This is a genomic window from Paraburkholderia dipogonis, assembly GCF_046027395.1.
Lineage (GTDB): Bacteria > Pseudomonadota > Gammaproteobacteria > Burkholderiales > Burkholderiaceae > Paraburkholderia > Paraburkholderia dipogonis_A.
Genome location: NZ_JAQQEG010000018.1, coordinates 13,339 through 36,084, shown reverse-complemented (window position 1 = coordinate 36,084; position 22,746 = coordinate 13,339). Strand labels below are relative to the sequence as shown.

Annotated in this window: 17 protein-coding genes; 7 read left to right on the top strand and 10 right to left on the bottom strand. The window is 63.1% G+C overall.

The genetic code is table 11. The features are described from left to right. The first annotated feature begins 53 nt into the window (after positions 1–53). Positions 54–434 carry a response regulator gene (locus tag PQR32_RS19305; protein WP_408230168.1) on the top strand — a complete coding sequence of 127 codons (381 nt, stop codon included), beginning with the start codon at positions 54–56 and terminating at the stop codon, positions 432–434. A 105-nt stretch (positions 435–539) separates the two neighbouring features. Here PQR32_RS19305 and PQR32_RS19300 read toward each other — a convergent pair whose 3' ends face one another. After that, complete coding sequence (locus tag PQR32_RS19300) at positions 540–1,421, bottom strand: MOSC domain-containing protein (protein ID WP_408230598.1); 882 nt, start codon at positions 1,419–1,421, stop codon at positions 540–542. A 342-nt stretch (positions 1,422–1,763) separates the two neighbouring features. Here PQR32_RS19300 and PQR32_RS19295 point away from each other — a divergent pair, with 342 nt between their 5' ends. After that, complete coding sequence (locus PQR32_RS19295) at positions 1,764–2,168, top strand: heme-binding protein (RefSeq protein WP_132374637.1); 405 nt, start codon at positions 1,764–1,766, stop codon at positions 2,166–2,168. 117 nt (positions 2,169–2,285) lie between these two features. Next, positions 2,286–4,463 carry a malate synthase G gene (locus PQR32_RS19290; RefSeq protein ID WP_408230164.1) on the top strand — a complete coding sequence of 726 codons (2,178 nt, stop codon included), beginning with the start codon at positions 2,286–2,288 and terminating at the stop codon, positions 4,461–4,463. Between the two features lie 203 nt (positions 4,464–4,666). Here PQR32_RS19290 and galU read toward each other — a convergent pair whose 3' ends face one another. Together galU and PQR32_RS19280 are read right to left on the bottom strand one after the other, a co-directional pair. Continuing rightward, the gene (gene galU / locus PQR32_RS19285) at positions 4,667–5,584 is read right to left on the bottom strand and encodes a UTP--glucose-1-phosphate uridylyltransferase GalU (RefSeq protein ID WP_408230161.1); all 918 of its coding nucleotides are present in this window, start codon (positions 5,582–5,584) and stop codon (positions 4,667–4,669) included. Positions 5,585–5,889: 305 nt separating this feature from the next. Beyond that, the gene (locus PQR32_RS19280; protein ID WP_408206562.1) at positions 5,890–6,033 is read right to left on the bottom strand and encodes a hypothetical protein; all 144 of its coding nucleotides are present in this window, start codon (positions 6,031–6,033) and stop codon (positions 5,890–5,892) included. Between the two features lie 242 nt (positions 6,034–6,275). Here PQR32_RS19280 and PQR32_RS19275 point away from each other — a divergent pair, with 242 nt between their 5' ends. Then, complete coding sequence (locus PQR32_RS19275; RefSeq protein WP_408230158.1) at positions 6,276–7,487, top strand: acyltransferase family protein; 1,212 nt, start codon at positions 6,276–6,278, stop codon at positions 7,485–7,487. Positions 7,488–7,603: 116 nt separating this feature from the next. Here the strand turns inward: PQR32_RS19275 and PQR32_RS19270 are convergent, their stop codons facing one another. The 3 genes from PQR32_RS19270 to PQR32_RS19260 form a co-directional block, all read right to left on the bottom strand. Next, a complete protein-coding gene (locus PQR32_RS19270; protein ID WP_408230155.1) occupies positions 7,604–10,060 on the bottom strand; it encodes a glycosyltransferase family 4 protein in 2,457 nt (818 codons plus the stop codon). Then, positions 10,057–11,523: a flippase gene (locus tag PQR32_RS19265; protein WP_408230152.1), complete on the bottom strand. Its 1,467-nt coding sequence runs from the start codon at positions 11,521–11,523 to the stop codon at positions 10,057–10,059. Before PQR32_RS19265 ends, PQR32_RS19270 begins: the two co-directional genes overlap by 4 nt. Before the next feature lie 64 nt (positions 11,524–11,587). After that, positions 11,588–13,789, bottom strand: a complete 2,202-nt coding sequence (locus PQR32_RS19260; RefSeq protein ID WP_408230149.1) for an NHL repeat-containing protein — start codon at positions 13,787–13,789, stop codon at positions 11,588–11,590. A gap of 676 nt (positions 13,790–14,465) precedes the next feature. On the opposite strand from PQR32_RS19260, the gene PQR32_RS19255 reads away from it, so the two are divergent. The 3 genes from PQR32_RS19255 to gmd all read left to right on the top strand — a co-directional run bounded on the left by PQR32_RS19255 (position 14,466) and on the right by gmd (position 17,495). Next, positions 14,466–15,566 carry an acyltransferase family protein gene (locus PQR32_RS19255; RefSeq protein ID WP_408230146.1) on the top strand — a complete coding sequence of 367 codons (1,101 nt, stop codon included), beginning with the start codon at positions 14,466–14,468 and terminating at the stop codon, positions 15,564–15,566. A gap of 5 nt (positions 15,567–15,571) precedes the next feature. After that, on the top strand, positions 15,572–16,300 hold the full coding sequence (locus PQR32_RS19250; RefSeq protein ID WP_408230143.1) for an SGNH/GDSL hydrolase family protein: 729 nt from the start codon (positions 15,572–15,574) through the stop codon (positions 16,298–16,300). A gap of 151 nt (positions 16,301–16,451) precedes the next feature. Further along, positions 16,452–17,495 (top strand): GDP-mannose 4,6-dehydratase, encoded by a 1,044-nt coding sequence (gmd, locus tag PQR32_RS19245; RefSeq protein ID WP_106307326.1) that lies wholly within the window; start codon positions 16,452–16,454, stop codon positions 17,493–17,495. A 118-nt stretch (positions 17,496–17,613) separates the two neighbouring features. Here gmd and PQR32_RS19240 read toward each other — a convergent pair whose 3' ends face one another. The 4 genes from PQR32_RS19240 to PQR32_RS19225 all read right to left on the bottom strand — a co-directional run bounded on the left by PQR32_RS19240 (position 17,614) and on the right by PQR32_RS19225 (position 22,734). Further along, positions 17,614–18,780, bottom strand: coding sequence for a glycosyltransferase family 4 protein (locus PQR32_RS19240; protein WP_408230140.1), 1,167 nt, complete (start codon positions 18,778–18,780; stop codon positions 17,614–17,616). A 79-nt stretch (positions 18,781–18,859) separates the two neighbouring features. Next, positions 18,860–20,089: a glycosyltransferase family 4 protein gene (locus tag PQR32_RS19235; RefSeq protein ID WP_408230137.1), complete on the bottom strand. Its 1,230-nt coding sequence runs from the start codon at positions 20,087–20,089 to the stop codon at positions 18,860–18,862. Then, positions 20,086–21,555 (bottom strand): glucose-6-phosphate isomerase, encoded by a 1,470-nt coding sequence (locus tag PQR32_RS19230; RefSeq protein WP_408230134.1) that lies wholly within the window; start codon positions 21,553–21,555, stop codon positions 20,086–20,088. Before PQR32_RS19230 ends, PQR32_RS19235 begins: the two co-directional genes overlap by 4 nt. Before the next feature lie 3 nt (positions 21,556–21,558). After that, on the bottom strand, positions 21,559–22,734 hold the full coding sequence (locus PQR32_RS19225; RefSeq protein ID WP_408230131.1) for a glycosyltransferase: 1,176 nt from the start codon (positions 22,732–22,734) through the stop codon (positions 21,559–21,561). Between the last annotated feature and the right edge of the window lie 12 nt (positions 22,735–22,746).

The following is a 22,746-nucleotide window of genomic DNA, read 5'->3' as shown; positions in this document are numbered from 1 at the left end:
TCGGGACTTCAAATTGCTCACACTTATCAGGACCACAACCTGAGGGAAATCAGATGGCCCATCACCCAGCCGCACGCCTTCTGATCGCCGACGACGACGCGAATCTGCTGGCCGCTTACGTACTCTACTTCAGCGCGCATGGTTTCGAGATCCGGACCGCGCGCAACGGCCTCGACGCGCTGGCTCAGTACTGCGCCTGGCATCCGCAGGCCGCGCTGCTGGACGTCGAAATGCCGCGTCTGGACGGGCGCGCAGTGGCGCGGCGAATCCGCTACGTGGGCGATATTCCGGCGCCCACGCTGGTCGCGGTCACCGGGCTCGAGCGCGCCGAGGAAGAGAGCGAATCGCTGCGGTCGGGCTTCAACCATCACTTCGTCAAGCCGGTGCCGATGCCGGTGATACTCGCGGCGTTGACCGGGCGTGTCCGGCATTAGCGGGTGTTGTCCAGACAGGTGCCCTGGCTTTGCGCGCAGTTCCCGTGCCCGACGCTTTGACCGTGTTTTAACCGTGCTTTAACCGCGTTGACCCAATCACCGCCCTCAATCGCCGAAGCCCAATTCCGCTTCCACCGCCTGCCCCACCCGCAGCCACGTCCCGGCTCCACTCGCGACAAGCGCATTGTTGCCGAACGTGATCGCCCCGTTTCGCTGCGGATTCGCGCGGTAAACGCTCATCGTGTCGGTCGGCTCGTTCGTCCAGTCCGGATCGGGCGCGCCTTTCGCCTGATCGATGGTCGGCATCGGACAGCGTGAGCATGGCTTGACCAGTTGCAACTGCGCGCCCGCGCCCTGGTCCCCGTCCCCGTCGACGCTCAGCGTCTCCACGTAGTCCTCTTCGTACGCGTCGAGCCCAGTCAGCACCACGTTGGGACGGAACCGGTCGATCGGAATCGACGGCGCGCCCTTGCCGTTCAGGCGCGTGTTCAGATCGTCGAGCGACGCCTGGCCGATCACCAGCAGCGGAAAACCATCGGCGAAATGGGTGGTCGCGCCGCCCACGCTCCCCGTGTAGTCCGGATCGACAATGCGCTCGCGCTCGGGATTGAAGCGCAAGAGCCGCGCGGGCACGCCGAGAAACGTCGAGAACCACGCGGCACATGCCTCGCCGGCGTCGAGCCCGTAGGCCGCGTCGCGCCAGACTTTGGTCTGCACCGCGTGCGGCGCCTCGAGCCGCGCGCTGGCAAGCGGCGTGCGCAACTCCCTCATGCCGGGCGCGCGGATCACGAGATCCTCGGCGCCGATTTCGGGCTTGATCAGCGCCATACGCGGATACGCGCGCTGCGTGAGCATGGCGCCGGCCGGGTCGGTGACCATCCAGCAGCGGTCGTATTCGAGGCCGGTGGCAAGCAGGCGCGCCTCATGCAGCGCAATGCCCGCGCAAGATTTGATCGGATAGACGAATAGCTCGCTGATGGTCGGCATGGCGTGGGTAGGCACGTGGGGAGCGTGCGAATTCTTGTGTTTGATGTCCGATTGTAAAGCCCTCTGCGCTCATCGTTCCAGCCGGAATGTCGGTCAAACGAGCCGCTGAAGACTGGCCCGGACGATGCCGCCGTTTCTTCCGGCCGCGCTTGGACGTAAAATCCCCAAGCAAAGCGCTTGGGCAAAGACAAGGCCGGCGCCGCGGCATCCGCGCACAATGCGGATCCTGGAAGGCTGCGTGCAACCCGCGCTGTCGCCGAACATTATCGCGGCCGCCGCGCGCGTGCCACTGGATAGAACGTGTAGAAGCATCCTTACCATAACCAAACCAGGAAATTCATTATGCTGAGCAAACCCGTGTTGACCGTCGCCGAAACGACCCGCATCCTCGAAGCCGCCCGCGCGGAAGCCGAGAAACACCAGTGGGCCGTCGCCATCGTGGTGGTCGACGATGGCGGCCATCAGCTCGGCATGCTGCGTCTGGACGGCAGCGCGCCGGCCAGCTCGTACATCGCGACCGAAAAGGCCCGCACTTCGGCGATCGGCCGCCGTGAAACCAAGGTATACGAAGACATGATCAACAACGGCCGCACCGCCTTCCTGAGCGCGCCGCTGCAAGGCACGCTGGAAGGCGGCGTGCCGGTGATCGTCGACGGCCAGGTGGTCGGCGCGGTCGGCGTGTCGGGCGTGAAGTCGGATCAGGACGCGCAGATCGCCAAGGCCGGCATTCAGGCCATCGCCGCTTGAGTTTGCGAGCCGTTCGCAAGCCGACCAAAGCGGCCGCCATGAAGCAAACAAGCTAACCGTTGCACAACGCGGGCCGATGCCCCCTCATCGGCCCCATTCAGATAGATGGAGCAGTCGATGACTCAGATGAACCCGCGCGGCGGACTGCAAGTCGCCGCCAACCTCGACCAGTTCGTCGAAACCGAAGCCCTGCCCGGCACCGGAATCGACAGCGCTGCATTCTGGTCAGGTTTCGACGCCCTCGTGCACGAGCTGGCGCCCAAGAACCGTTCGTTGCTCGCCGAGCGCGATCGCCTGCAAACCGAACTGGACAGCTGGCATCGCGCCAATCCGGGTCCGGTGCGCGATCTGCGAGCGTACCGTGCGTTTCTCGAAGGCATCGGCTATATCGTGCCCGTGCCTGCCAGCGTCAAAGCCACGACCGACCAGGTGGACACCGAAATCGCCGAACAGGCCGGCCCGCAACTCGTGGTCCCGCTGTCGAACCAGCGCTATGCGCTGAACGCGGCGAACGCGCGCTGGGGCAGCCTGTACGACGCGCTGTACGGCACCGATGCGATCCCCGAGAGCGGCGGCGCCGAAAAGCAGCAGGCCTTCAACCCGGTGCGCGGCGCCGCGGTGATCGCCTATGCACGCAAGTTTCTCGATCAGGCAGCGCCGCTCGCGAACGGCTCGCATGCCGACGCGACGCGCTATAGCGTCGAAGGCGGCAAGCTGGTCGTCACGCTGAAGAACGGCACGAGCGAGCTGAAGACGCCGGCGCAATTCATCGGCTATCAGGGCGAAGAGAGCGCCCCGTCCGCGGTGCTGCTCAAGCACAACGGCCTGCACTTCGAAATCCAGATCGACGCAAGCGACTCGATCGGCAGGACCGATTCGGCGCATGTGAAGGACGTGGTGGTCGAAGCGGCGGTGAGCACGATCATCGACTGTGAAGACTCGGTCGCGGCCGTGGATGCGGACGACAAGGTCCAGCTCTATCGCAACTGGCTCGGCCTGATGACCGGCGACCTGACCGAAGAGGTCACGAAGAACGGCAAGACCTTCATGCGCCGGCTGAACGCCGACCGCGTGTACACCGCCGCGAACGGCACCGCGCCGGTCGTGCTGCATGGCCGCTCGCTGCTGTTCATCCGCAACGTCGGTCATTTGATGACCAATCCGGCGGTGCTGACCAAAGACGGCCAGGAGATTCCGGAAGGCATTCTCGACGCGGTCATCACCACACTGTGCGCGTTGCACGACCGCAAGCATCAACTGAATTCGCGCACCGGTTCGATTTATATCGTCAAGCCGAAGATGCACGGCCCGGCCGAAGTCGCCTTCGCCAGCGAGTTGTTCGCGCGTGTGGAAGACCTGCTGAAGCTGCCGCGCAACACGATCAAGATGGGCATCATGGACGAGGAGCGCCGCACCAGCGTGAACCTGCTCGCCTGTATCGCCGAAGCGTCGGAGCGTGTCGCGTTCATCAACACGGGTTTCCTCGACCGCACCGGCGACGAGATGCATTCGGCCATGGAAGCCGGCCCGATGATGCGCAAGGGCGACATGAAGTCGAGCGCCTGGATCGCTGCTTATGAACGCAGTAACGTGCTGGTCGGTTTGAGCGCGGGCCTGCGCGGCCGCTCGCAGATCGGCAAGGGCATGTGGGCGATGCCGGATCTGATGCACGCCATGCTCGAACAGAAGATCGCGCATCCGAAGGCCGGTGCGAACACTGCATGGGTGCCCTCGCCGACCGCCGCCACGCTGCATGCGCTGCATTATCACCAGGTCGACGTGCAGGCGGTTCAGCGGGAACTGGAGCGCACGGATTATGCGAAAGTGCGCGACGAACTGCTCGACGGCCTGCTGACGATTCCGGTCGTCGCCGAGGCGAAGTGGAGCGATGATGAGATCCGCAGCGAGATCGACAACAACGCGCAGGGCATTCTTGGGTACGTGGTGCGCTGGATCGATCAGGGCGTGGGCTGCTCGAAGGTGCCTGATATCCATGATGTCGGTTTGATGGAAGATCGTGCCACGCTGCGTATTTCCAGCCAGCACATTGCTAATTGGCTATATCACGGCGTAGTGACGCGCGAACTCGTCGAAGAGACGTTCAAGCGCATGGCGAAGGTGGTCGACGAGCAAAACGCGGGCGATCCGCTCTACAAGCCGATGGCGCCGGGCTTCGATACGATCGCTTTCAAGGCCGCGCAGGCGCTGGTGTTCGAAGGACGCCAGCAGCCGAGCGGCTACACGGAACCGTTGCTGCACAAGTTCCGGCTGGAAGTGAAGAAGGAAGTTTTTTGAGAGCTGGCTTGCCGGGCCGCGCGTGATGCGTGGGCCGGCTGAAAGAAAGACGGGCGCCGCGTGGTTTTGCGGCGCCCGTTTTAATGTGCGCGATGCTGCTGCGCGTTACCTCTGCGTGGTGAGTGTCGCGGCGACTGTCGTCCTGGCGCTTTTGAAGTTCGCGCCGCAGCCGCCCAAGCTTGCCTCAGCAGTTGACGTTGCGACTAAGCCGCTTCCGCCGCAAACTGCGCCGGCACGCCGTCCTGCATATTGGTCTGCATATACGCCTGCAGATAAGCTTCGAATTCCGCCTTCACTTCCGGATGACGCAGCGCAAATTCCACCGTCGCCTTCAGATAACCAAGCTTGCTGCCGCAATCGAACCGCGTGCCGAAGTAACGATACGCGAGCACCTGCTCTTCAGTCAGCAGCGATTGCACCGCGTCGGTCAATTGCAGTTCACCACCCGCACCCGGCTTCAACGCGCGGATATGCTTGAAGATGGTCGGCATCAGCACATAACGGCCCACCACGCCGAGATTCGACGGCGCCTTGTCCGGCGCCGGCTTTTCGACGATGCCCGACAGCTTGATCACGTTGTCTTCCCACTCGCGGCCATCCACCACGCCGTACGAGCGGCTGTCTTCACGCGCGATGGTTTCGACGCCGATCACCGAGCTGTGATAGTGATTGAACGTATCCACGAGCTGGCTCATCACCGGCTTCGAGCTGTGCAACAAGTCGTCGGCCAGAATCACCGCGAACGGGCTGTCGCCCACCAGTTTCTCGGCGCACAGCACCGCGTGACCGAGACCGAGCGCTTCGGCCTGACGCACATAGAAACAGTCGACGTTGGCCGGCTTGATGCTGCGCACCAGATCGAGCAGCTTCTGTTTGTTACGCGCCTCGAGTTCAGCTTCGATCTCGTAGGACTTGTCGAAGTGATCTTCGATGGCGCGCTTGCTGCGGCCCGTCACGAAGATCATCTCGGTGATGCCGGCGGCAATCGCTTCTTCCACCGCGTATTGAATCAGCGGTTTATCCACAATCGGCAGCATTTCCTTAGGACTTGCTTTGGTAGCCGGCAGGAATCGTGTCCCGAGGCCCGCTACGGGAAACACGGCTTTGGTGACTTTCAGCATGGTAGGCATTCCCACATCGGTTAGAAATTGGTGTGTTCGCGGGCCTGGCGGCCAATCGATGTCGCCGGAAAGACTAGCAAAAAATGACGCCAGTACGTACGTGAAATTTCCTCAATTCGAATAAATAAATCCATTATTTTCAATATGTCGCATCGTGATAAATGGCGAGCAACAATTACGCACTAAAATCGATTTATTTTTCGGCAATTCCGAAAATTTTACATATCCTGACAACTGGCCTTCAGATGCGCCAGGCGCGCCGGCGGACGGAGCGCGGGCGCGCCTCGCGGCTCTTCAAGCCCGCGTTATTCGTTCTCGTCGAGCTGCGGCAGCTTGCCCGAATTCATCCGAAAACGGCGGATGGGCTCGTTGCGCAGCGCCTCCCGATAGGCGGAAGCAGCGACAAGGATCAGCAGCACGGCAATGCCGGCGAGTAAATGCAGGTTCATGACTTCACCTCGGGTCAAGAGAATCCGTGGCTTAAAGTAGCACGACAAAAGCGGTAAATAATTCGCCGCTGCATCTTGCTTATGCTCAATTACAATTCGTCACAAAATCGCCAATTAATTCAATTCACCGCGCAATTTTTTATCGATTTTTTACCCGCGCTGTGCACTAGCATGTCATGCACCGCAGGCGCGTATGGCGCCCGCGCGAATTCGTTTTTTCTCCGTCAGAATAAGGACCGCGCATGAGCGACTCAGCACTGGATGCCGCCGGCTCATCCCTGCCCCTCTCCCCGGCTCGCACGGCCGCCGCGCCGCGCGCCCAGAGCGAAGCGCGCGCCGACAGCGCCGGCAAGGAGCATGTCATCGACGCCATGCGGGGCTTTGCCGCGCTACTGGTGGCGTATTTTCATTGCCGCCAGGTGGAATGGGTGGGCATGCAGGCATTTCACCAGAGCGTGGGTCACGCATTCAGTCTGAATGCAATTGCCGCGTATTTGACGTTCCCGATTGCATGGGGCTCCGCGGGCGTGCCGATTTTCTTCGTGATCAGCGGCTATTGCATTCACCGCGGCGGCGCGCTGCGGCTCGCCGGCAATCCCACTTACCGGCTCGATACGGGCAATTTCTGGCTGCGCCGTTTTGCGCGCATTTATCCGGTGCTGCTCACGGCACTGGTGCTGACCTTCGCGCTCGACTGGCTCAGCCTGCAACTGCCGCCCGTCAATCACAAGATCCGCGAGATCGGCCTGCAGGCCTTCCTCGTCAATCTGTTTTCGCTGCAAGGCGTGGCCGGCAAGACGTTCGGATCGAACGGCGCGCTCTGGACACTCTCGCTCGAAGTGCAGTTCTATGCGATTTATCCGCTGCTGTTCGCGCTGCGCCGGCGCATCGGCATGACCTCCGTGCTGGCGATCGTCGCGATCATCAACGTGGTGTCCGCCTATGTGCTCGAACGGCATGACATTCAGTTCTTTACGTCGTACTGGTTTTCGTGGACGCTCGGCGCGTGGATCGCCGACGCCCGTACCCGTCGCGCGCCGCAAGCCCGCTCGTCGATGTGGCTCTACGCGCTCGCCGCGGGCTTCGTCGCGCTCGGCTGCGCCGCGTTCCATTTCGGCCAGTACGGTGCGTTCCAGCTCTGGGCTATCGGCTTCGCGTTCTACCTGTACAAGGCGCTGGAGCGCGGCAACGCGAACCGCGGCCCTGCGTTCGGCACGCGCCTGCTGTCGCGGTTCGGCGATTTCAGCTTCTCGCTCTATCTGATCCATCTGCCGATCTTCGTGTTGCTGTCGTCGCTGCTGTTCCGTTCGTCGTTGCAAATGTCGATCTGGCCGTCGTTCGGCTACATGTTGGTGGCCGTGCCGGTGGCTTATGTGTTCTACCGGCTGGTCGAGTTGCCGGCGATGAAGTGGTCGGCCAGTTTCAAGCCGAAAGCGGCTTTGAAAAAGGCTTAAACCAACGCAGCAAAACCGCGCGATAAAAAAACGGAGCGAACGTCGTGAGACTTCGCTCCGCTGCGCCAACGGCAGGGACTGGCCATGTCCCTGCCTACCCCCGCGTAAAAACCTTCCTAAGCTGTTTTCGGCCCCGCCACGCGCTTCAGAATCCGCTCGACACTCTCGACATAGGTTGCGGTGCCGAACCGGCTCAGCGCCGTCTGATACCCGTTCCTGACCAGCCTGTTGCGCAGTTCGTCGTTCGAGCGCAATTCGGCGAGCGCGTCGGCAAGGCCGTGCGCGTCCCCCGGCGTGCACAGCACGCCGTTCTCGTAGTCGTCGATGATCTCCAGCACGCCGCCCGCCCGCGCCGCCACCACTGGCCGCTGCGCCAGCATGCCTTCGACGATCACGCGGCCGAACGGCTCCGGCGTGATCGACGTATGGACGACCGCGTCGACCGCGCACATGCAGGCAGCAATATCGTGCTGGAAGCCGAGAAAATGCACCCGGCCGCCGAGGTTGTGCGCAGCGACGAACGCGTGCAGTTCGATCTCGTACTGGTCCTCGCCAAAGAGCGGCGCCCCCACCAGCACCGCATGCATCTGCGGATTGAGCACCATCGCTTCGAGCAGCACGTGCTGCCCCTTCCAGCGTGCGAGGCGGCTGAACGAACCGACCATAAACGCGTCCTGTGGCAAGCCGAGGCGCTTGCGCAGCGTCGCTTGCGGCACCGTGCGCAAGGCGTCGAACGGCTCGGCGGAAATGCCGTTGAACACCACGTCGATGCGTTTTTCGTCGAACTGCGTGAGCTCGGCGAACGCGCGCGCCGACGCGGCCGAATTGGCGATCACATGCGTGAGGCCAAGACGCGCGCACCATTTGATGATCGCCAGTTGCTTGCCGCCGAAATGCTCGGGGCTCACGATATCGCGCAGATGCCAGACCACCGGGCGCCGCGCCAGCTTGCCGGCGATCGCGCCGATCACCATCGCGCGCTGGGTGTTCGCATAGATCACGTCGGCCTTGCGCGCGCGCTTGGCCGTGGCGCGCACGAGCGACATCAGGCCCTTGAGCGCCTGGCCCTTCGGCAATGAACCGCCCTGCTTGCGAACATGGCGCAGCGCGCCCGCATCCAGCACGTCGACGGCCACGCCCGCCTGGGCGAGCGCGGTGCGGAACGGGCCGTCGTCAAATAGCACGACCTCGATGCGCGAGCGCAACGCCTTGACGATTTCCAGCAGCGACAGTTCGGCGCCGCCGAGCACGCCGCTTTGATCGACCGCCAGAATGCGCGGACCGTTCGCAACGGTCGGCGCCTTATACGGCGCGTACGGCGGCAGCGTCGCCGTACGCAACGCCGGCACCGCCGCCCGCACATGCGCGAAGAAGCGCTCGCGGAAATGGGCCGCGGAGAACTGCTCGGCGTTGGCGCGGCAATCCACCGGCGAAAAACGCTTCACGTGGCCGTCGAAACGCTCGACTGCGGCGATGATCGACTCGGTATTCTGTTCGTCGAAGAACATGCCAGTGGGCTGCGGCTCGGACAGATCGCGCACGGTTTCGAGTGCGCCGCCCTTCCCGTAGGCGATCACCGGCGTGCCGCACGCCTGCGCTTCCACGACCGAAATGCCGAAGTCTTCTTCCGCGGCGAACACGAAGGCCTTGGCGCGGCTCATCCGGTCTTTCAGCACCTTGAACGGCTGATAACCCATGATCTCCACGTTCGGCCCCGCTTTCGCGCGGATCTTCTGCATGTCGGGACCATCGCCGATCACGACGAGCTTGCGCTCCGGCATGCGCGTGAACGCCTCGACGATCAGATCGATCTTCTTGTACGGCACCATGCGCGAGGCGGTCAGATAAAAGTCGTCCTTGTCGGTGCAGAGCGCGAAGGCTTCGACATCGACCGGCGGAAAGATGACCTGCGCGTCGCGCTGATAGACCTTCCTGATTCGCCGCGCGATGAAATCGGAGTTGGCGACGAAGCCATCCACCGCATTCGAAGTGCGGATATCCCAGTTGCGGATGTAATGCAGAATCAGCCGCGCCATGGCCGACTTCGGGCCGTTGGTCAGCTTCGACTGCTTGAGATATTGATGCTGCAAGTCCCACGCATAGCGGATCGGCGAATGCACGTAGCTGATATGCACCTGGTCGGGACCGGTGAGAATGCCTTTGGCAACCGCGTGGCTGCTCGAAATCACCACGTCGTACGCGGACACGTCGAGCTGTTCGATCGCGAGCGGCATCAACGGGAGATACGAGCGGTACTTGGTGCGCGCGAGCGGCAGCTTCTGGATAAACGATGTCGTGACGGACTTGCCGCGCAGAAAGCTGCGGTCGTCGAGAAAATCGACGAGGCTGAACAGGTCCGCGTCCGGAAAGCACGCGACGATCTGTTCGAGCACCTTCTCCGCTCCCGCATACGTGACGAGCCAGTCATGCACGATCGCAACGCGCACCGTTTTATCGGCGCGCAACGCGGCGCGGCGCGGCGGCGCCTGAACGCCAGGAACGGTGGTGAGTTCGGCCAGTGCGCTGCGCGTCGCGGGTTGCAGCACGGCTTCTTCAAGGACTTCGTGGTTCATGCGCTTTTCCTCGGATTCAGTCGCAACAGCAGTGAACGCGCAAGATCGCGCAAGGCGGGTGTCATCGTGATCGACCAGGCGACATTCGCGCCTACCATCAATGCACCGGCGACAATCGCCATTGCGAGACCCGGCAGGAAGCTGGCGAGCCACAGGCTGGCCAGCAGAAAAGCGAGGTGAGCGAGCATATCGAGCGCGATCTGCTTCGCGCGGATCGCGGACAGGCGCAGCAGCACGGCGTAGTCGAACAGCGCCCGCCCGGCCACGGCCACCGCCGCGCCGGTCAGGCCGAAGTGCGTGATGCCGAACCACAATGCCCCTGCAAACAGGGGCAATTCGAACAAACCGACGCGCGCGGCCGTGGCCGGATTGACCTGCGACTGGATCAGAATCCGCGTGACGTTCGCCTGGCCGACAAGCCACACGGCGACGATCATGATGCGGCCCACGGGCGCCGCCACGGTGGCGATCTCATTGCCGACCCACAGATGCAGGAAGGGTTCGAGCACCAGCATCGCGACCAGTGCGACCGGCGTGAATGCGCCGTTGAGAAATTCGAGCGACTGCTGGGTGATGGTGTCGGCGTCGGCGCGTCCGACTGCGGAGAGCCGCGGAAACAGCGTACGCACCAGCGCAGTCGGTACGATGTTCAGACGCGTCACGAGGTTCTGCGGCACCGTGTAATACGTAACGAAACGCGCGCCGAGACTCGTGCCGAGCATCACGCGATCGAGCGAGTCGGCGATCATGGTGGTGACGCTCGCAATGAGCATCCAGCCACCGAAGTTGAAAAGCCCTTTCGCCACGCCGAATTGCGGCGGCAGAATGCGGCGGATTTCCAGCACTTTCAGCGCGGAACGGCCCAGCAGCAGCGCGGCCACGATCCGCGCGAACACCGCGGCGGCCAGCACGTTCTGCAAGGTCGCGCCCATCCACAGCGCGGCGCCGAGCGGCAGCAACTGGAACAGAAACGTGCCGATGGTCTGATTGGTGTTGTAGACGCCGAAGCGTTCCGCGCCGTTGATCGCGCCCGCGAACACCCACGACACGTTGGCGATCGGAATCGCAACCGCGAGCCACGGCAGCGCCATATAGACCTCGTGCTGCAGCTCGGGCGACACCTTGGTGAAATACGCGGTGTAGAGAAACGCCCCGAAATAAATGATCAATCCGCCGATCACGCCGGTCGCGAGATTGAGCCACGTCGCGCTCCAGAACACGCGCGCGCTCTCATCCTTGTCGCCGGATGCGCGCGCCTTCGAGATGTGATTTTGCGCGGCCATGCTCATGCCGAGATCGAGAATCCCGAAGTAGCCGATCAGCGTCCATACGAGACTGATCACGCCGTAGCGCTCGACGCCGAGCAGCTTGATATACGACGGCACAGTCACGAGCGAGACGAAAGTCGGCAGCACCAGCCCGAAGAAGTTGATCGCTACGTTCTTGAGAATGCCTTTGTCCATCGGATGCCTTGGGTTGACTGCATTAACCTGGTATGACTGACTAACTGCTGGGCGCCGCGCGCCGTCACGGTTTCCAGCGGTACATCATCACTTTGCCGCGCGCGTCTTCCTCGACGAACACGAGGTACTCGCCGTTGGCGCGCTTCGCGGCGCTGATGCCGTTCGGCACATCGACCCAGCCCGACGCGCGGCCCACTTCCGGGCCCGGCCGGATCACGCCGATCTCCTTGCCGCTGTCCTTGTCCCACACGTGCACCGCGCCGACCGGCTCGACGCCGAAAATGTATTGCCCTTCGACCGTCAGGCCGATGATGGTGGCGATGGGTTTGCTCTGCGTCTGCCAGGGCAACGTGATCGCATAGCGTTGCACCGGATTGCCGCTCGACCATTTGTCGTAGCGCACCAGCACGCGGCCCACTTCTTTCCAGAAGCCGCGATCGACCGGCGTGTCGGGCGTATAGCCCGTTACGTACATCGTGTCGGTGTCGGGGTCGTAGATCGCGCGATGCAGTTCGGTGAACGGTTGCGGCACCGGGTACTGCGTCATGTTCGAATACGAGTAGACCGGATTACCCTTCGCATCCAGGCCGCCGAAACGGAAGCGATAGATGCCCTTCGTATCGCGCGTGCGCCAGATGTCGCCGGCGGTATCCACCCACCAGCCCCAACCGCCCGCGAGCTTCGTACCGGTCGTGTTGAGCGTGAATTCGTCGGTGTTGAACTTGCCGTCGCCGTTCGCATCGCGCCAGATCCAGTCGCCGCCCGGCGGCGCATTCGGCACCTTGGCCACCGCGCGCTCACGTCCCGCGATGAAGCCGGAAGGAATCGCCGTTTCGCCGTCGTGCTGCGAGTCGAAGCGATAGATCTTCAGATGGTCCGCGTACATGTCGGTGAGGTACAGGAACGTGCGGCCCTTCAATTTGCGGGCGATCGGCAGGCCCGGATACTGATCGGTGTGAAACACCGGATCGTCCGCATACTTGAAGCGGTTGGACAGAAAACCTGCGTATTTCCAGTCCTGTCCGGCGGCCTTCGACAGATCGAGCTCGAAGCGCTTGTTGCCGGTATAGACGCTGTCCGGTCGCGACGGATCGATCCATGCGCCGTCGACGAACAGCAGCCCCTGCACCTGCCAGTTCTGCTTACCATCCGGAGCATAGCTTTCGAGCGTCGCACCGAGGCCCGCGCCGATCGGCTCGTAACGCGGACCGATGCCGTTGGTCGAGACGTACACGTTGCCGCGCGCATCCACGCCCACGCCGGTCAGGCCGTTGAAACGCTGCGGGCCCGGCTTGCCGGCGACGCCGCTGAAAATGCCGCCGCGCTCGCCGAGCGAGCCCGACTCCGAGTAGCGGCCGTTACTCCTGCTGAAATACAGCACCTGCTGACGCGGACCGTTGTCGGCAATCAGGATGCGGCCTTGCGCATCGACCGCGATATCCACCGCAATCGTCCCGCCGGGCAGCGTGAAGTTTTCGTCGATGCGTTTGCCCGCGGCCGTGTAGTGCTCGACATGCGGCTCACGGTCGTTGCGCGTGTCGCTCAATACCCACAGCGTGCCGTCCGGCGCCAGCGCGAGCCGGCCCGGCTCATGCACGCTCCAACTGGTTTTCTGCTGCATCGATTCCGCGTCGTACACCTCGATACGATCGCGCGCCGTATTGGCCGCAAACAGCGCGGTGTCGTTCGCCGCGAGGCCGCCGATTTCAGCGCTCGTGCCGGTCGGCACTTCGTTCATCATCAGGAAGCCGGCCGCCAGCTGCGCATGCGGGTCGGCACTTTTCGCGGCAGGCTGGAACGGCGCGGCGCGTTTCGGATCGGCGATCTGCCGGCGCGAGATGCCGAACCACTGCTTGCCCTTCTCCGGCCACACGCCCTGCTCGACCAGCCGCCCCTTCTCGTTGCCGACCGCAATCGCGACGAACGCGTACTTGCGATTCACCGCGACCGCGTTGCCGCCGCCGTTGCCCCAGCCATGCGTGCCGCCCGCGAAGCCGAGCATCTTGCCGTTCTGATAGACGCTCGCTTCAGCGCCGCTTTCGTCCCACGGCGCGTTCGTATAGACCTTGCCGTCGGGCGCCACCGCGATCGCGGTGATGTTGATCTGCGCCCAGGTGCCGTCGCCGAAACCGAAGGTATTGCCGATCCACGACGTTTTCGCGTTCAACGCGGTTTCCGCATGAGCCGTGAAACTGGCCGATCCCGCAGCCAGTCCGGCGGCGCACGCAAAAACAGCGAGCCAGCTTTTGAACGTGAAACAGGGCAAAGGTATTTCCTCCAATCAGCGCCGCGCCGCAGACAGGCAACGAGGCTCGCGCGGGAACACATTCCAGTGAGATGACGGAACAGGTCGCGGTCAATATCGCGGCACCGGCCGCTAGAAATCATGCAAGGACGTGAGACAGATTCGTGCGGGACAGCACGCGGGCAAGACGGTATCGACAGGACAGGGGCTGCGAGTCCGAGCGCCCGAAAGCCGGGTGATGCGCGAAGCCCACGCGCCGTCCTTGGCCACCCAATCCGCACGGCTCACATTACGCGGAAAAAACCCCGCGACGAAAATCGAAAATAATTCAAAAATATTCGAGGCTTTAAGCGTTGTGAAAGAAACCCATTAAAAATAGATTAAAACGAAATCGGCTATAGCGCGTATCCACGCGCGCCCCTCGGCACCCATCCTTACCGATGCACAGCAGAGCGATCCGCACTTATTACATATCCCGTCATCCGTTCGACGCAAGCATAAAAATCCATTGCGAATGGATAACGAAACACCCTGTTGCAATCTGATTCATTTATCCAATTCATTCCCGTTTTTTCACGATTTTCTTTTCCCTAGAATCGATTGCACTTCCGTTGCGATGCGAAGCGAGCGCGCCTGTTCCCCCGAACCCTCGCGCGATGCTTCGCCCGGCCCATCTGCTTCACACCATGGACGGTTCATGACTGCCAGCGCACTGCCCTTAGCGCCTTCCCACTCCCGCCGCATCGTGCAGCTCGACGGCTTGCGCGCCATCGCCGTGCTCGCCGTATTCGCGCAGCACGCGTTGAAAGCGCCGCTGTGGATGGGCGTCGATCTGTTTTTTGTTTTGAGCGGTTTTCTGATTACCGGCATCCTGCTCGAGCGCAAAGCGCGCCAGCAATCGTATTTCGGCTATTTCTACGCACGCCGCGCGCGCCGCATCCTGCCGCCTTACGCGCTGCTGATGGTGGTGTCGTCGATTCTGTTCGGCCTTGGCTGGGCGCAGCACTGGCAGTGGTACGCGTTCTTCGCGGCCAATATCGGCGACGCGCTCAATCAGAGCGGTCACGACAGCCTGAATGTGCTGTGGTCGCTCGCCGTCGAAGAGCAGTTCTATATTTTCTGGCCGTTCGTAATCCTGCTCGTGCCCGAGCGCGTGCTTGGCTACGTGGCGGCTGCATTGATCCTGCTGGTGCCGGTCCTGCGCGCAGTGGCCACGCCCTGGTTCGATTCGTTCTGGCCGATCTATTACCTGACGCCGTTCCGCATGGACCTGCTCGCAGCCGGCGCGTTGCTGGCGGTGGCCGTGCGGCGTGACCGCGATGCACTCGAGCCGTTCAAGGGCGTCGCCGTGCTCGGATTTTTTGCGGCGCTGGCCGTGCTCGCGTGGCTGCATCTGCATTTTCCCCGCTTTCGCGCGGCCAATACGCCGCTCTCGAACGCCGGGCTCTACAGCGTTTCGTTGGTGCTTTGTACTTCCGTCGTGGTCATCGCCCTGCAAAGCAAGGGCATCGTCAAACGGCTGCTGTGCAATCCCGTGCTGGTCTATATCGGCACCATCAGCTACACGATTTATCTGATCCACCTGAGCGTGCTGTATGCGCTGTGGCCGCTGCATCTGAACCGCTTCGTGACCGCCGCGCTCGCACTCGCGATCACGCTCGTCTACGCCAGCATCACGTGGTTCGCATTCGAGAAGCGCCTGATTTTCGGCTCGACCGGCAACGCGCATGCGCCGACGCAGGCCGCCAACGGCGGAGGCGTCAGCACCGCGCCGCAAGCGCCGCAAAGCCGCGCATGAAGTGCATGAAGCGCCGTGTATGGCTCTCTGCAAGCGTACGCGCAGTTGCATCGTTGCTTGCGTCAGCCGCGTTCGCGGCGGCGCCGGGCCCGCGCTCGCAAGTGCTGATCGAGGCCTACGGCGACTCGACGACGCTCGGCATTACCTGCAGCGACGGCCATTGCGGTCCGCAGGCGCAAAACGCCGTGTCGTATCTGCAGGACGAATTGCAGGCGCGCCACGGTGAACGGGTGCGTGTCACGAACTATGGCGTCGGCAACACGATGGCGACGCAATTGCGCGACGGGACGGGCAATCGTCGCGCCGGCCCGACGGCGGGTTTGCCGTGGCAGGAACGGCTCGCCACCTCGCCCGTGCAGATCGTGCTGATCAACTACGGCATCAACGAAGTCATGCAGAACCAGACGCCCGAGCAGTTCTACGCGGCCGAAACGACGCTCGTAAAAACCGCTCGCGCGCTCGGCAAGCAGCCGGTTCTGCAGACCGCGAACCCGATGCCCGACAACCGGCTCAACGCGCGGCTCGCGACGATGGTCGCCATGACTCGCCGCGTGGCCGCCGAGCAGCAGGTGCCGCTGGTCGATCAGTTCGCCTACATCAGCAGTCTGCCGGACTGGAAGACGCTGATGTCCGACGGCGCGCATCCCAAGCCGGATTTGTACCGGCTCAAGGCCGAACAGGATTTTCAGATCGTCGAACCCTTGGTGCGGCGGCTGTTGGACGGCACGCCCTGAAACGCTTTTTCAAGTGCGTTTCGTGCACTGGATGCTGTTAGTGCTTGCGAAACGTGCTTCTGAGATGCGCTTCCGAGTGTGCCGATGAAATGCGCCCTAGCCGGCGCGACTGCTTTTTCTCTTTCTCTTTTAACAATCTCGAAGGCAAGCTATGAGCCAACCACGCAAAGCGATCATCACCGGCGTATCCGGACAGGACGGCGCCTATCTGACCAAACTGCTGCTCGACAAGGGCTATATCGTGACCGGCACTTACCGGCGCACGAGCTCCGTCAATTTCTGGCGCATGCGTGAGCTCGGCGTGCTCGATCATCCGAATCTGCGTCTGGTCGAACACGATCTGACCGACCTCGGCTCGACGCTGCGCCTGCTCGAAGGCGCGCAAGCCGACGAGTTGTACAACCTGGCCGCGCAGAGCTTCGTGGGCGTCTCGTTCGACCAGCCGGTGACCACCGCCGAAGTGACCGGCATCGGCGCGCTGAATCTGCTCGAAGGCATCCGCATTCTGAATCCGAAGACGCGTTACTACCAGGCGTCGACATCGGAAATGTTCGGCCTCGTGCAGGCCGTTCCGCAACGCGAGGACACGCCCTTCTATCCGCGCAGCCCGTATGGCGTCGCCAAGCTGTTCGCGCACTGGTCGACGATCAACTATCGCGAGTCGTATGGCCTCTTTGCGAGCAGCGGGATTCTGTTCAATCACGAATCGCCGCTGCGTGGCCGCGAATTCGTCACCCGCAAGATCACCGACACCGTCGCCAAGATCAAGCTCGGCAAGCAGGACGTGCTCGAACTCGGCAACCTGAGCGCCAAGCGCGACTGGGGCTTCGCGCTCGAATACGTGGAAGGCATGTGGCGCATGCTGCAAGCCGACGAACCGGACACCTTCGTGCTCGCCACCGGCCGCACTGAAACGGTCCGCGATTTCGTGCGCATGGCGTTCGCGGCAGCGGGCTATCAGCTCGAATGGTCGGGCAAGGAAGAGCGCGAATCCGGTATCGATGTCGCCACCGGCAAGACGCTGGTGCGCGTGAATCCGAAGTTCTACCGCCCGGCCGAAGTGGACCTGCTGATCGGCTGCGCCGACAAGGCTCACGAAAAACTCGGCTGGAAGCCGGAAACCACGCTGGAGCAGTTGTGCCACATGATGGTTCATGCGGATCTCGGACGTAATGAGCATCACGAGACGTTCTGATCCCTTTCCATGAAAATACGCGGCGGCGCTCGCGTATCTTCAGTGCAAAAAAACGCGGAGCCTGATCGCAATGATCGAAGCTCCGCGTTTTTTTATTTCAGCCTGCCGCGGGTTTTACTCAGTGCATCCCACGCGCCGCGATCGCCTCGCTATACACCGACGCCACCCGCTTCGCGATCACCGAGTTATCGAAGTTCTCGCGCGCATAGCGGCGGCACGCATCGGCATCGGGCAATTTCAGCGTGCCGTTGAGCGCCCCGGCGAGTCCGTCCGCGATGGCCTTCGCGCCCGTCTCCGGCAGCACCAGATTCGGTGACAATCCCGCCACCGCTTCCGGCAAGCCACCGACCGGCGTCACCAGCACCGGCGTGCCCGAAGCCAGCGATTCGACCGTGATGAGGCCAAAGCCTTCCAGCGCCACCGTCGGCACGACGCTGATATTCGCCGCGCGATACAGCGCCGCCAGATGTTGGTCGGGGACGAAACCCAGCAGCTTGACGTTGTCCTCGAGACCCGCCTCGGTGATGCGCGCCTGCAGTTCGCCTTCGAGCCTTCCCTTGCCCGCGATCAGCAGCAGCACGTCCGGCGCGCTGCGCTTGAGCAGCTTCACCGCGTCGATCAGATCCTCGAGACCCATGCGGCGCACCAGCCGCCGCACCGCCAGCACGATCGGCCGGTCTTGCGGCAACTGCAGCTTCAGACGCGCTTCGGCGGGCGAGATCGGCAGATTGAATTGCTCGACGTCGACGCAACCAGGCACCACGCGCACGCGGTCCGGCGCGATGCGATAGCGCGAGGTCAGAATCTTGCCGAACGCCTCCGACAACACGATCAGCCGCGACGAGCGCGCATAGACCGATTGCTCCAGATAGCGCTTGGCGCGCTGGCCGAGCGAATCGGCGCCCTCCACGTGACTCTCGTCGGCCCATGGTCCCTGAAAGTGCGAGACCTGCGGAATGCCGCGCGTCACATCCAGCCCAGGAAATGTGTAGAGCGCGAAGTGCGACGAAATCACGTCGGGGCGCGACGTGCTGATTTCCTGCCGCAGCGCGCGGCGTGCCGCCATCAGCCGCAACGGCAGCGATTGCGCGGCCGAGCCGAAGCCGTTGATCGCGCCACCGGTGTCGGCGGCCACTTTGGGCGAGCCGGCCACCACGCCGCGCACCGCGACGCCCGCGCCCGGCAATGCGCCGACCAGCGAGTAGTACATGCGGTCGAGGCCGCCCGCGCGCTCGGGGAACCAGTGCATCCCGATCTGCAGCGATTTGATAGAGCTCGTCGTCATGGTTGTGACCCCTGTGCGTTTTGAGAGTTGTGATGGTTGAGCGATGAATGCATCAGGCGAGTTAGTGAAACCCGCAACGTCATTCCGCGCTCTTCTGGCCGGCCAGCGTGTTCAGCGTCAGCGCGTCGGTCTTGGCGACCGCTGATGCTTCCGCCTCGCTTTTCCGGCGGTTCTTCTGCTGTCCTGCGAGTTGGCGATACAGCGCGATGTACTGCGCGGCCATGCGCGCCCAGCCGAAGCCGGTCGCAAGTTCGTTGGCGGCAACGCCCATGGCGCGGCGCTCGACGTGGTTCTCGGCGAGGCGCGCGACCGCGCGGGCCAGCGCCTTCGGATCGTCCGGATCGTCGAGCACGATGCCGCATTCCGGCGTGATGATCTCAGCGCCGCCCGCGGTGCGCGCCGTGACCACCGGCAAGCCCGCCGCCATCGCTTCGAGCAGCGACAGGCTCATCGCTTCATAGCGCGACGGAAACACGAAGGCGTCGACCGAATGCATCAGCACCGGCATCTCTTTCACGAGACCGAGAAAATGCACGCGATGCGCAATGCCGAGCGCCTTCGCTTGTTCCGGATACGGACTGCCCGGCAGGAAGCCGGCGACTGCGATCTGCACGTGCTCGGGCAAATGTTTGAGCGCGGCGAGCACGGTGCCGAGGTTCTTGCGCGGTGTGCGCAGGTCGCCGACGAACAGCAGCAAAAACGCGTCCTTCGGCAAACCGAATTTCTCGCGGTCGCCCGTAGCCGCGGCGAAGCCTTGTGTATCCACGCCGTTGTAGATCACGTCGATACGGTTATCGGGCGTGAGGCCGATCGCATGGATTTCGTCGGCGACCTTTTGCGACACCGCCGTGATCACCTTCGAGCGCCGGTAGGCCCAGCGTTCGAGCAGCGCATTGCAGCGCGTGTAGACCGACTGATACGCGGACCACACGCCCTTGGTGAGCCCGAACGGGTAGTACTTGCTGCCGAACCAGCCGCTATGCACGAAGTGCGAGGTGTTGACGTCGGCGGGCATCCACGTGATGAAGCCGTTCACGTGCAGCACGTCGTATTCGCGGCGATGCGCGCGCAGCCACATCGCGCTCCTGAACGCGAACACCTGCTGGCGCAGCAGATTGGTCGGCCACCAGCGGCCGATTTTCACCGGCACCCAGCGGACGTTCGGATGCGCGAGCAGATCCGGCGCGACGTGCGAGGCGACCAGCGTGACGCCGATGTTCTCGTCGAGGGCCGCGCGCGCGATCTCGTGGTTGACGCGCCCCTGGCCGTCGTTATGGCGCACGACGTGCGTGACAATGGCGACTCTCAATCAGTGCCTCCGTGGAGAAATAGCGTACGTCTGCGGTTTATCTTTTCGTAATGAACCGCGGAAAGGATCGAAAAAACACTCATGAAAAGCAGCAGTCCGCCCGTGCCGACCAGCGAATTGGTGAACACCAGCATCGCGAAGGTCGCGAGGCTCAGGCTCATGCAGGCGGAGACAAATTTGTCGTTGCGCAGCTTGAACGACGCGAGCACCGCGCGCGTCACCAGCCAGATGATTCCGGACATGTAAAGCAGCGTGCCTGGCCAGCCGAGCACGAATGGAATGTTCATCACGCCGCTGTCGAAGTTGCCGTACTGGCCGAGCTGGCCGCCGTCGTTCGAGAGCTTGGTGGAGGTGCCGGTGGCGCCCATGCCTTCGCCGGACACGTCGGTAAAGGCCGTTTTGGCGAAGGTCGCGTAGAACTCGTTACGCGCGGCGTAGCTCTGGTCGTCGTTCAGGTTGACGATGGTGGTCAGGCGCGCCTGCATCCGTTCGGCCACCGGGCCGACCGCCAGCAGCGGCACGCACAGCCCGGCCAGCAGCACCGCACTCGCGACAATGCGCACCCGCACCTTGTTGTTCGATTTGACGAGCTGGATCAGCAGTGCGATGACCCAACCGCCCCATGTCGAGCGCACGAGGCTCAACGCGAACGCGAAAAAGCCCAGCGCCGCGGCGACCCAGCGCACCCGATGCGTGGCCGCCATGACGAACACCATCGCGCCCATCATCGCGAACGCGAACGGTCCCGACGAGTTCATCGTGCTGAACACGCGCACGCCCATCGGCACGGGGTCGCCTTGCGAGTTCATCTGCGAGCCGAGCATCCACAGCGCGTCCCATTGCGGCATGATGAAAAATTGCACGAGACCGTAGCCGCCCATCACCAGCATGCCCCAGATGAACGTATTGACGATGGTGTCGCGGTACTGCGGATACTGGCGCGTGTTCGCCATGATGTGAAAGCCGATCAGGATCGGATACAGCCAGTTTGCGAGGTCGTAGGTGGCCGCGAGCGGACCGCTCGACATCACGCCAACCAGGAACGCGTAGACGAGCCCGAGCAGGATCAGCAGCACCGGCAGGCCGCGCCGTTGCGCCAGCAGTTTGTAGTAGCGCAGGAGCGACAGCGCGCTGATCATCGTCACCGCGAGCGGCGCGACCTGGATCAGGCTGGTCGGCGTGAACGAGCCCTTGGACCAGTCGGCCAGACGCCGCACTTCCGGGCTCAGGAACCACAGCCACCACATGTAGCCGATGTAGCGCGCCGGACTCTTGAAGTAGAGCCACAGGCCCGTCAGGATCGCGAGCACCGGAAACGCGAGCGTGAGCACGGTGCCCTGATGCGCGCCGATCAGCAGCGTCGTGACGAACCACAGCAAAGCCTCCGGCAGCCATTCCTTGCGGCCGCGGGACGACGCCCGCCCGGTGCCGTTCACGCTATCGGCGCTTCGCGCAATCGTCGACATCGTTCAGAGTCCTCCGCGCGACTGGCGCGCCGGCCGCTCGGACTCGGACACGCCCGCCGCCGTCGACTTGCCGGCCGCCGAGCGCGCGCGCGACGCGGCCCTCGCCCGCAGCATCTCCTGCGTGATCCGCACGTGCTGCATCGCATAGTGCTGCGTGGTCAGATCGCGCGACAGCAGGCCGGCGGCGGCAGCTTGTGCCTGGCGCAGCGCGTCCAGCGGCGCGGCGGCGAGCTGGCCGACCGCCTCGCGCAACGCCTGCGGATTGAACGGCGGGATATAGAACGCCTCGCCCGCCGGAAAATAATCCTGCAAAGCGCCGACATCGGTGACCACCATTGGCTTGCCGACCGCCGCTGCTTCGAGCATCACGGTGATGCCCGAGGCGTGCGAATTCGGCCGCAAAGGCACGACGATCACGTCGGCCCAATCGTACAGTTCGTGTTGCTTCCTGATGCCGGAGAACAGCGCGATCTCGACGTTCGGCGCGCGCAGCGACGCGGGAATCCGCCGCCGTGTCGCGAGCTTCACCGTGTAGCGCGCGTCGTTGCCGAACGCCTTGATGAGCGTCTCCCAATCACGGTCGCGGTCGTTGCCGATCGCGGCGATGCGGATCGGCGTGTGCGGCGTCCATTCGGTCGGCGTCCTGACCGGAAAGTCGCGCGTGTTCAGGCCGTACAGCAGCGGCTTGGCGTCGCGATCGAAATATCGCTGGCACAGTTCGGCGTTCTCGCTGGCGAGCGTGGTGAGCTGATCGGCGCGCGTCATCAGCTTACGATACAGCCAGCTGCGCACAATGCCGTAGGAAGGCCATTTATCGAGCAGCCACACGCTTTGCGCGAGCAGCAAGGGCGAAGCATCAGCACCTGCCTTGCGGCCGCTCAGCAGCAGCATGAGAGCCGCGGAAAGCCATTCCTGTTCGGTATGCGTCCAGATCACGTCCGAGCGCAGCATCTCGGCGCGGTTGCGCCACGTATGAATGAAATCGAATCCGAGCGCCGCCTTCAGCGCGCGGCGCAGCAAACGCACCGGCTTGCCTTCGCGGGCGTCCTGCGAATAGGTGAGCTTGAACGCGTCGGATTCCGCGTGGTGATAGCCGTACAGACAACCAATGTCGTCGCCCTGTCGATAAAAGCGCGGGTCGGCGCCGTAAAACAGATGAACGTGAACTTTCGTACTCATGCAGACACTCCG

What these genes read in the sequence shown, in the direction of transcription:
- PQR32_RS19230 (WP_408230134.1), bottom strand. Translation starts at nt 21,555, where the DNA reads ATGTCGACGATTGCGCGAAGCGCCGATAGCGTGAACGGCACCGGGCGG.
- PQR32_RS19290 (WP_408230164.1), top strand. Translation starts at nt 2,286, where the DNA reads ATGACTCAGATGAACCCGCGCGGCGGACTGCAAGTCGCCGCCAACCTC.
- PQR32_RS19225 (WP_408230131.1), bottom strand. Translation starts at nt 22,734, where the DNA reads ATGAGTACGAAAGTTCACGTTCATCTGTTTTACGGCGCCGACCCGCGC.
- PQR32_RS19250 (WP_408230143.1), top strand. Translation starts at nt 15,572, where the DNA reads ATGAAGCGCCGTGTATGGCTCTCTGCAAGCGTACGCGCAGTTGCATCG.
- PQR32_RS19305 (WP_408230168.1), top strand. Translation starts at nt 54, where the DNA reads ATGGCCCATCACCCAGCCGCACGCCTTCTGATCGCCGACGACGACGCG.
- PQR32_RS19265 (WP_408230152.1), bottom strand. Translation starts at nt 11,523, where the DNA reads ATGGACAAAGGCATTCTCAAGAACGTAGCGATCAACTTCTTCGGGCTG.
- PQR32_RS19275 (WP_408230158.1), top strand. Translation starts at nt 6,276, where the DNA reads ATGAGCGACTCAGCACTGGATGCCGCCGGCTCATCCCTGCCCCTCTCC.
- galU (WP_408230161.1), bottom strand. Translation starts at nt 5,584, where the DNA reads ATGCTGAAAGTCACCAAAGCCGTGTTTCCCGTAGCGGGCCTCGGGACA.
- PQR32_RS19280 (WP_408206562.1), bottom strand. Translation starts at nt 6,033, where the DNA reads ATGAACCTGCATTTACTCGCCGGCATTGCCGTGCTGCTGATCCTTGTC.
- PQR32_RS19295 (WP_132374637.1), top strand. Translation starts at nt 1,764, where the DNA reads ATGCTGAGCAAACCCGTGTTGACCGTCGCCGAAACGACCCGCATCCTC.
- PQR32_RS19240 (WP_408230140.1), bottom strand. Translation starts at nt 18,780, where the DNA reads ATGACGACGAGCTCTATCAAATCGCTGCAGATCGGGATGCACTGGTTC.
- gmd (WP_106307326.1), top strand. Translation starts at nt 16,452, where the DNA reads ATGAGCCAACCACGCAAAGCGATCATCACCGGCGTATCCGGACAGGAC.
- PQR32_RS19270 (WP_408230155.1), bottom strand. Translation starts at nt 10,060, where the DNA reads ATGAACCACGAAGTCCTTGAAGAAGCCGTGCTGCAACCCGCGACGCGC.
- PQR32_RS19300 (WP_408230598.1), bottom strand. Translation starts at nt 1,421, where the DNA reads ATGCCGACCATCAGCGAGCTATTCGTCTATCCGATCAAATCTTGCGCG.
- PQR32_RS19255 (WP_408230146.1), top strand. Translation starts at nt 14,466, where the DNA reads ATGACTGCCAGCGCACTGCCCTTAGCGCCTTCCCACTCCCGCCGCATC.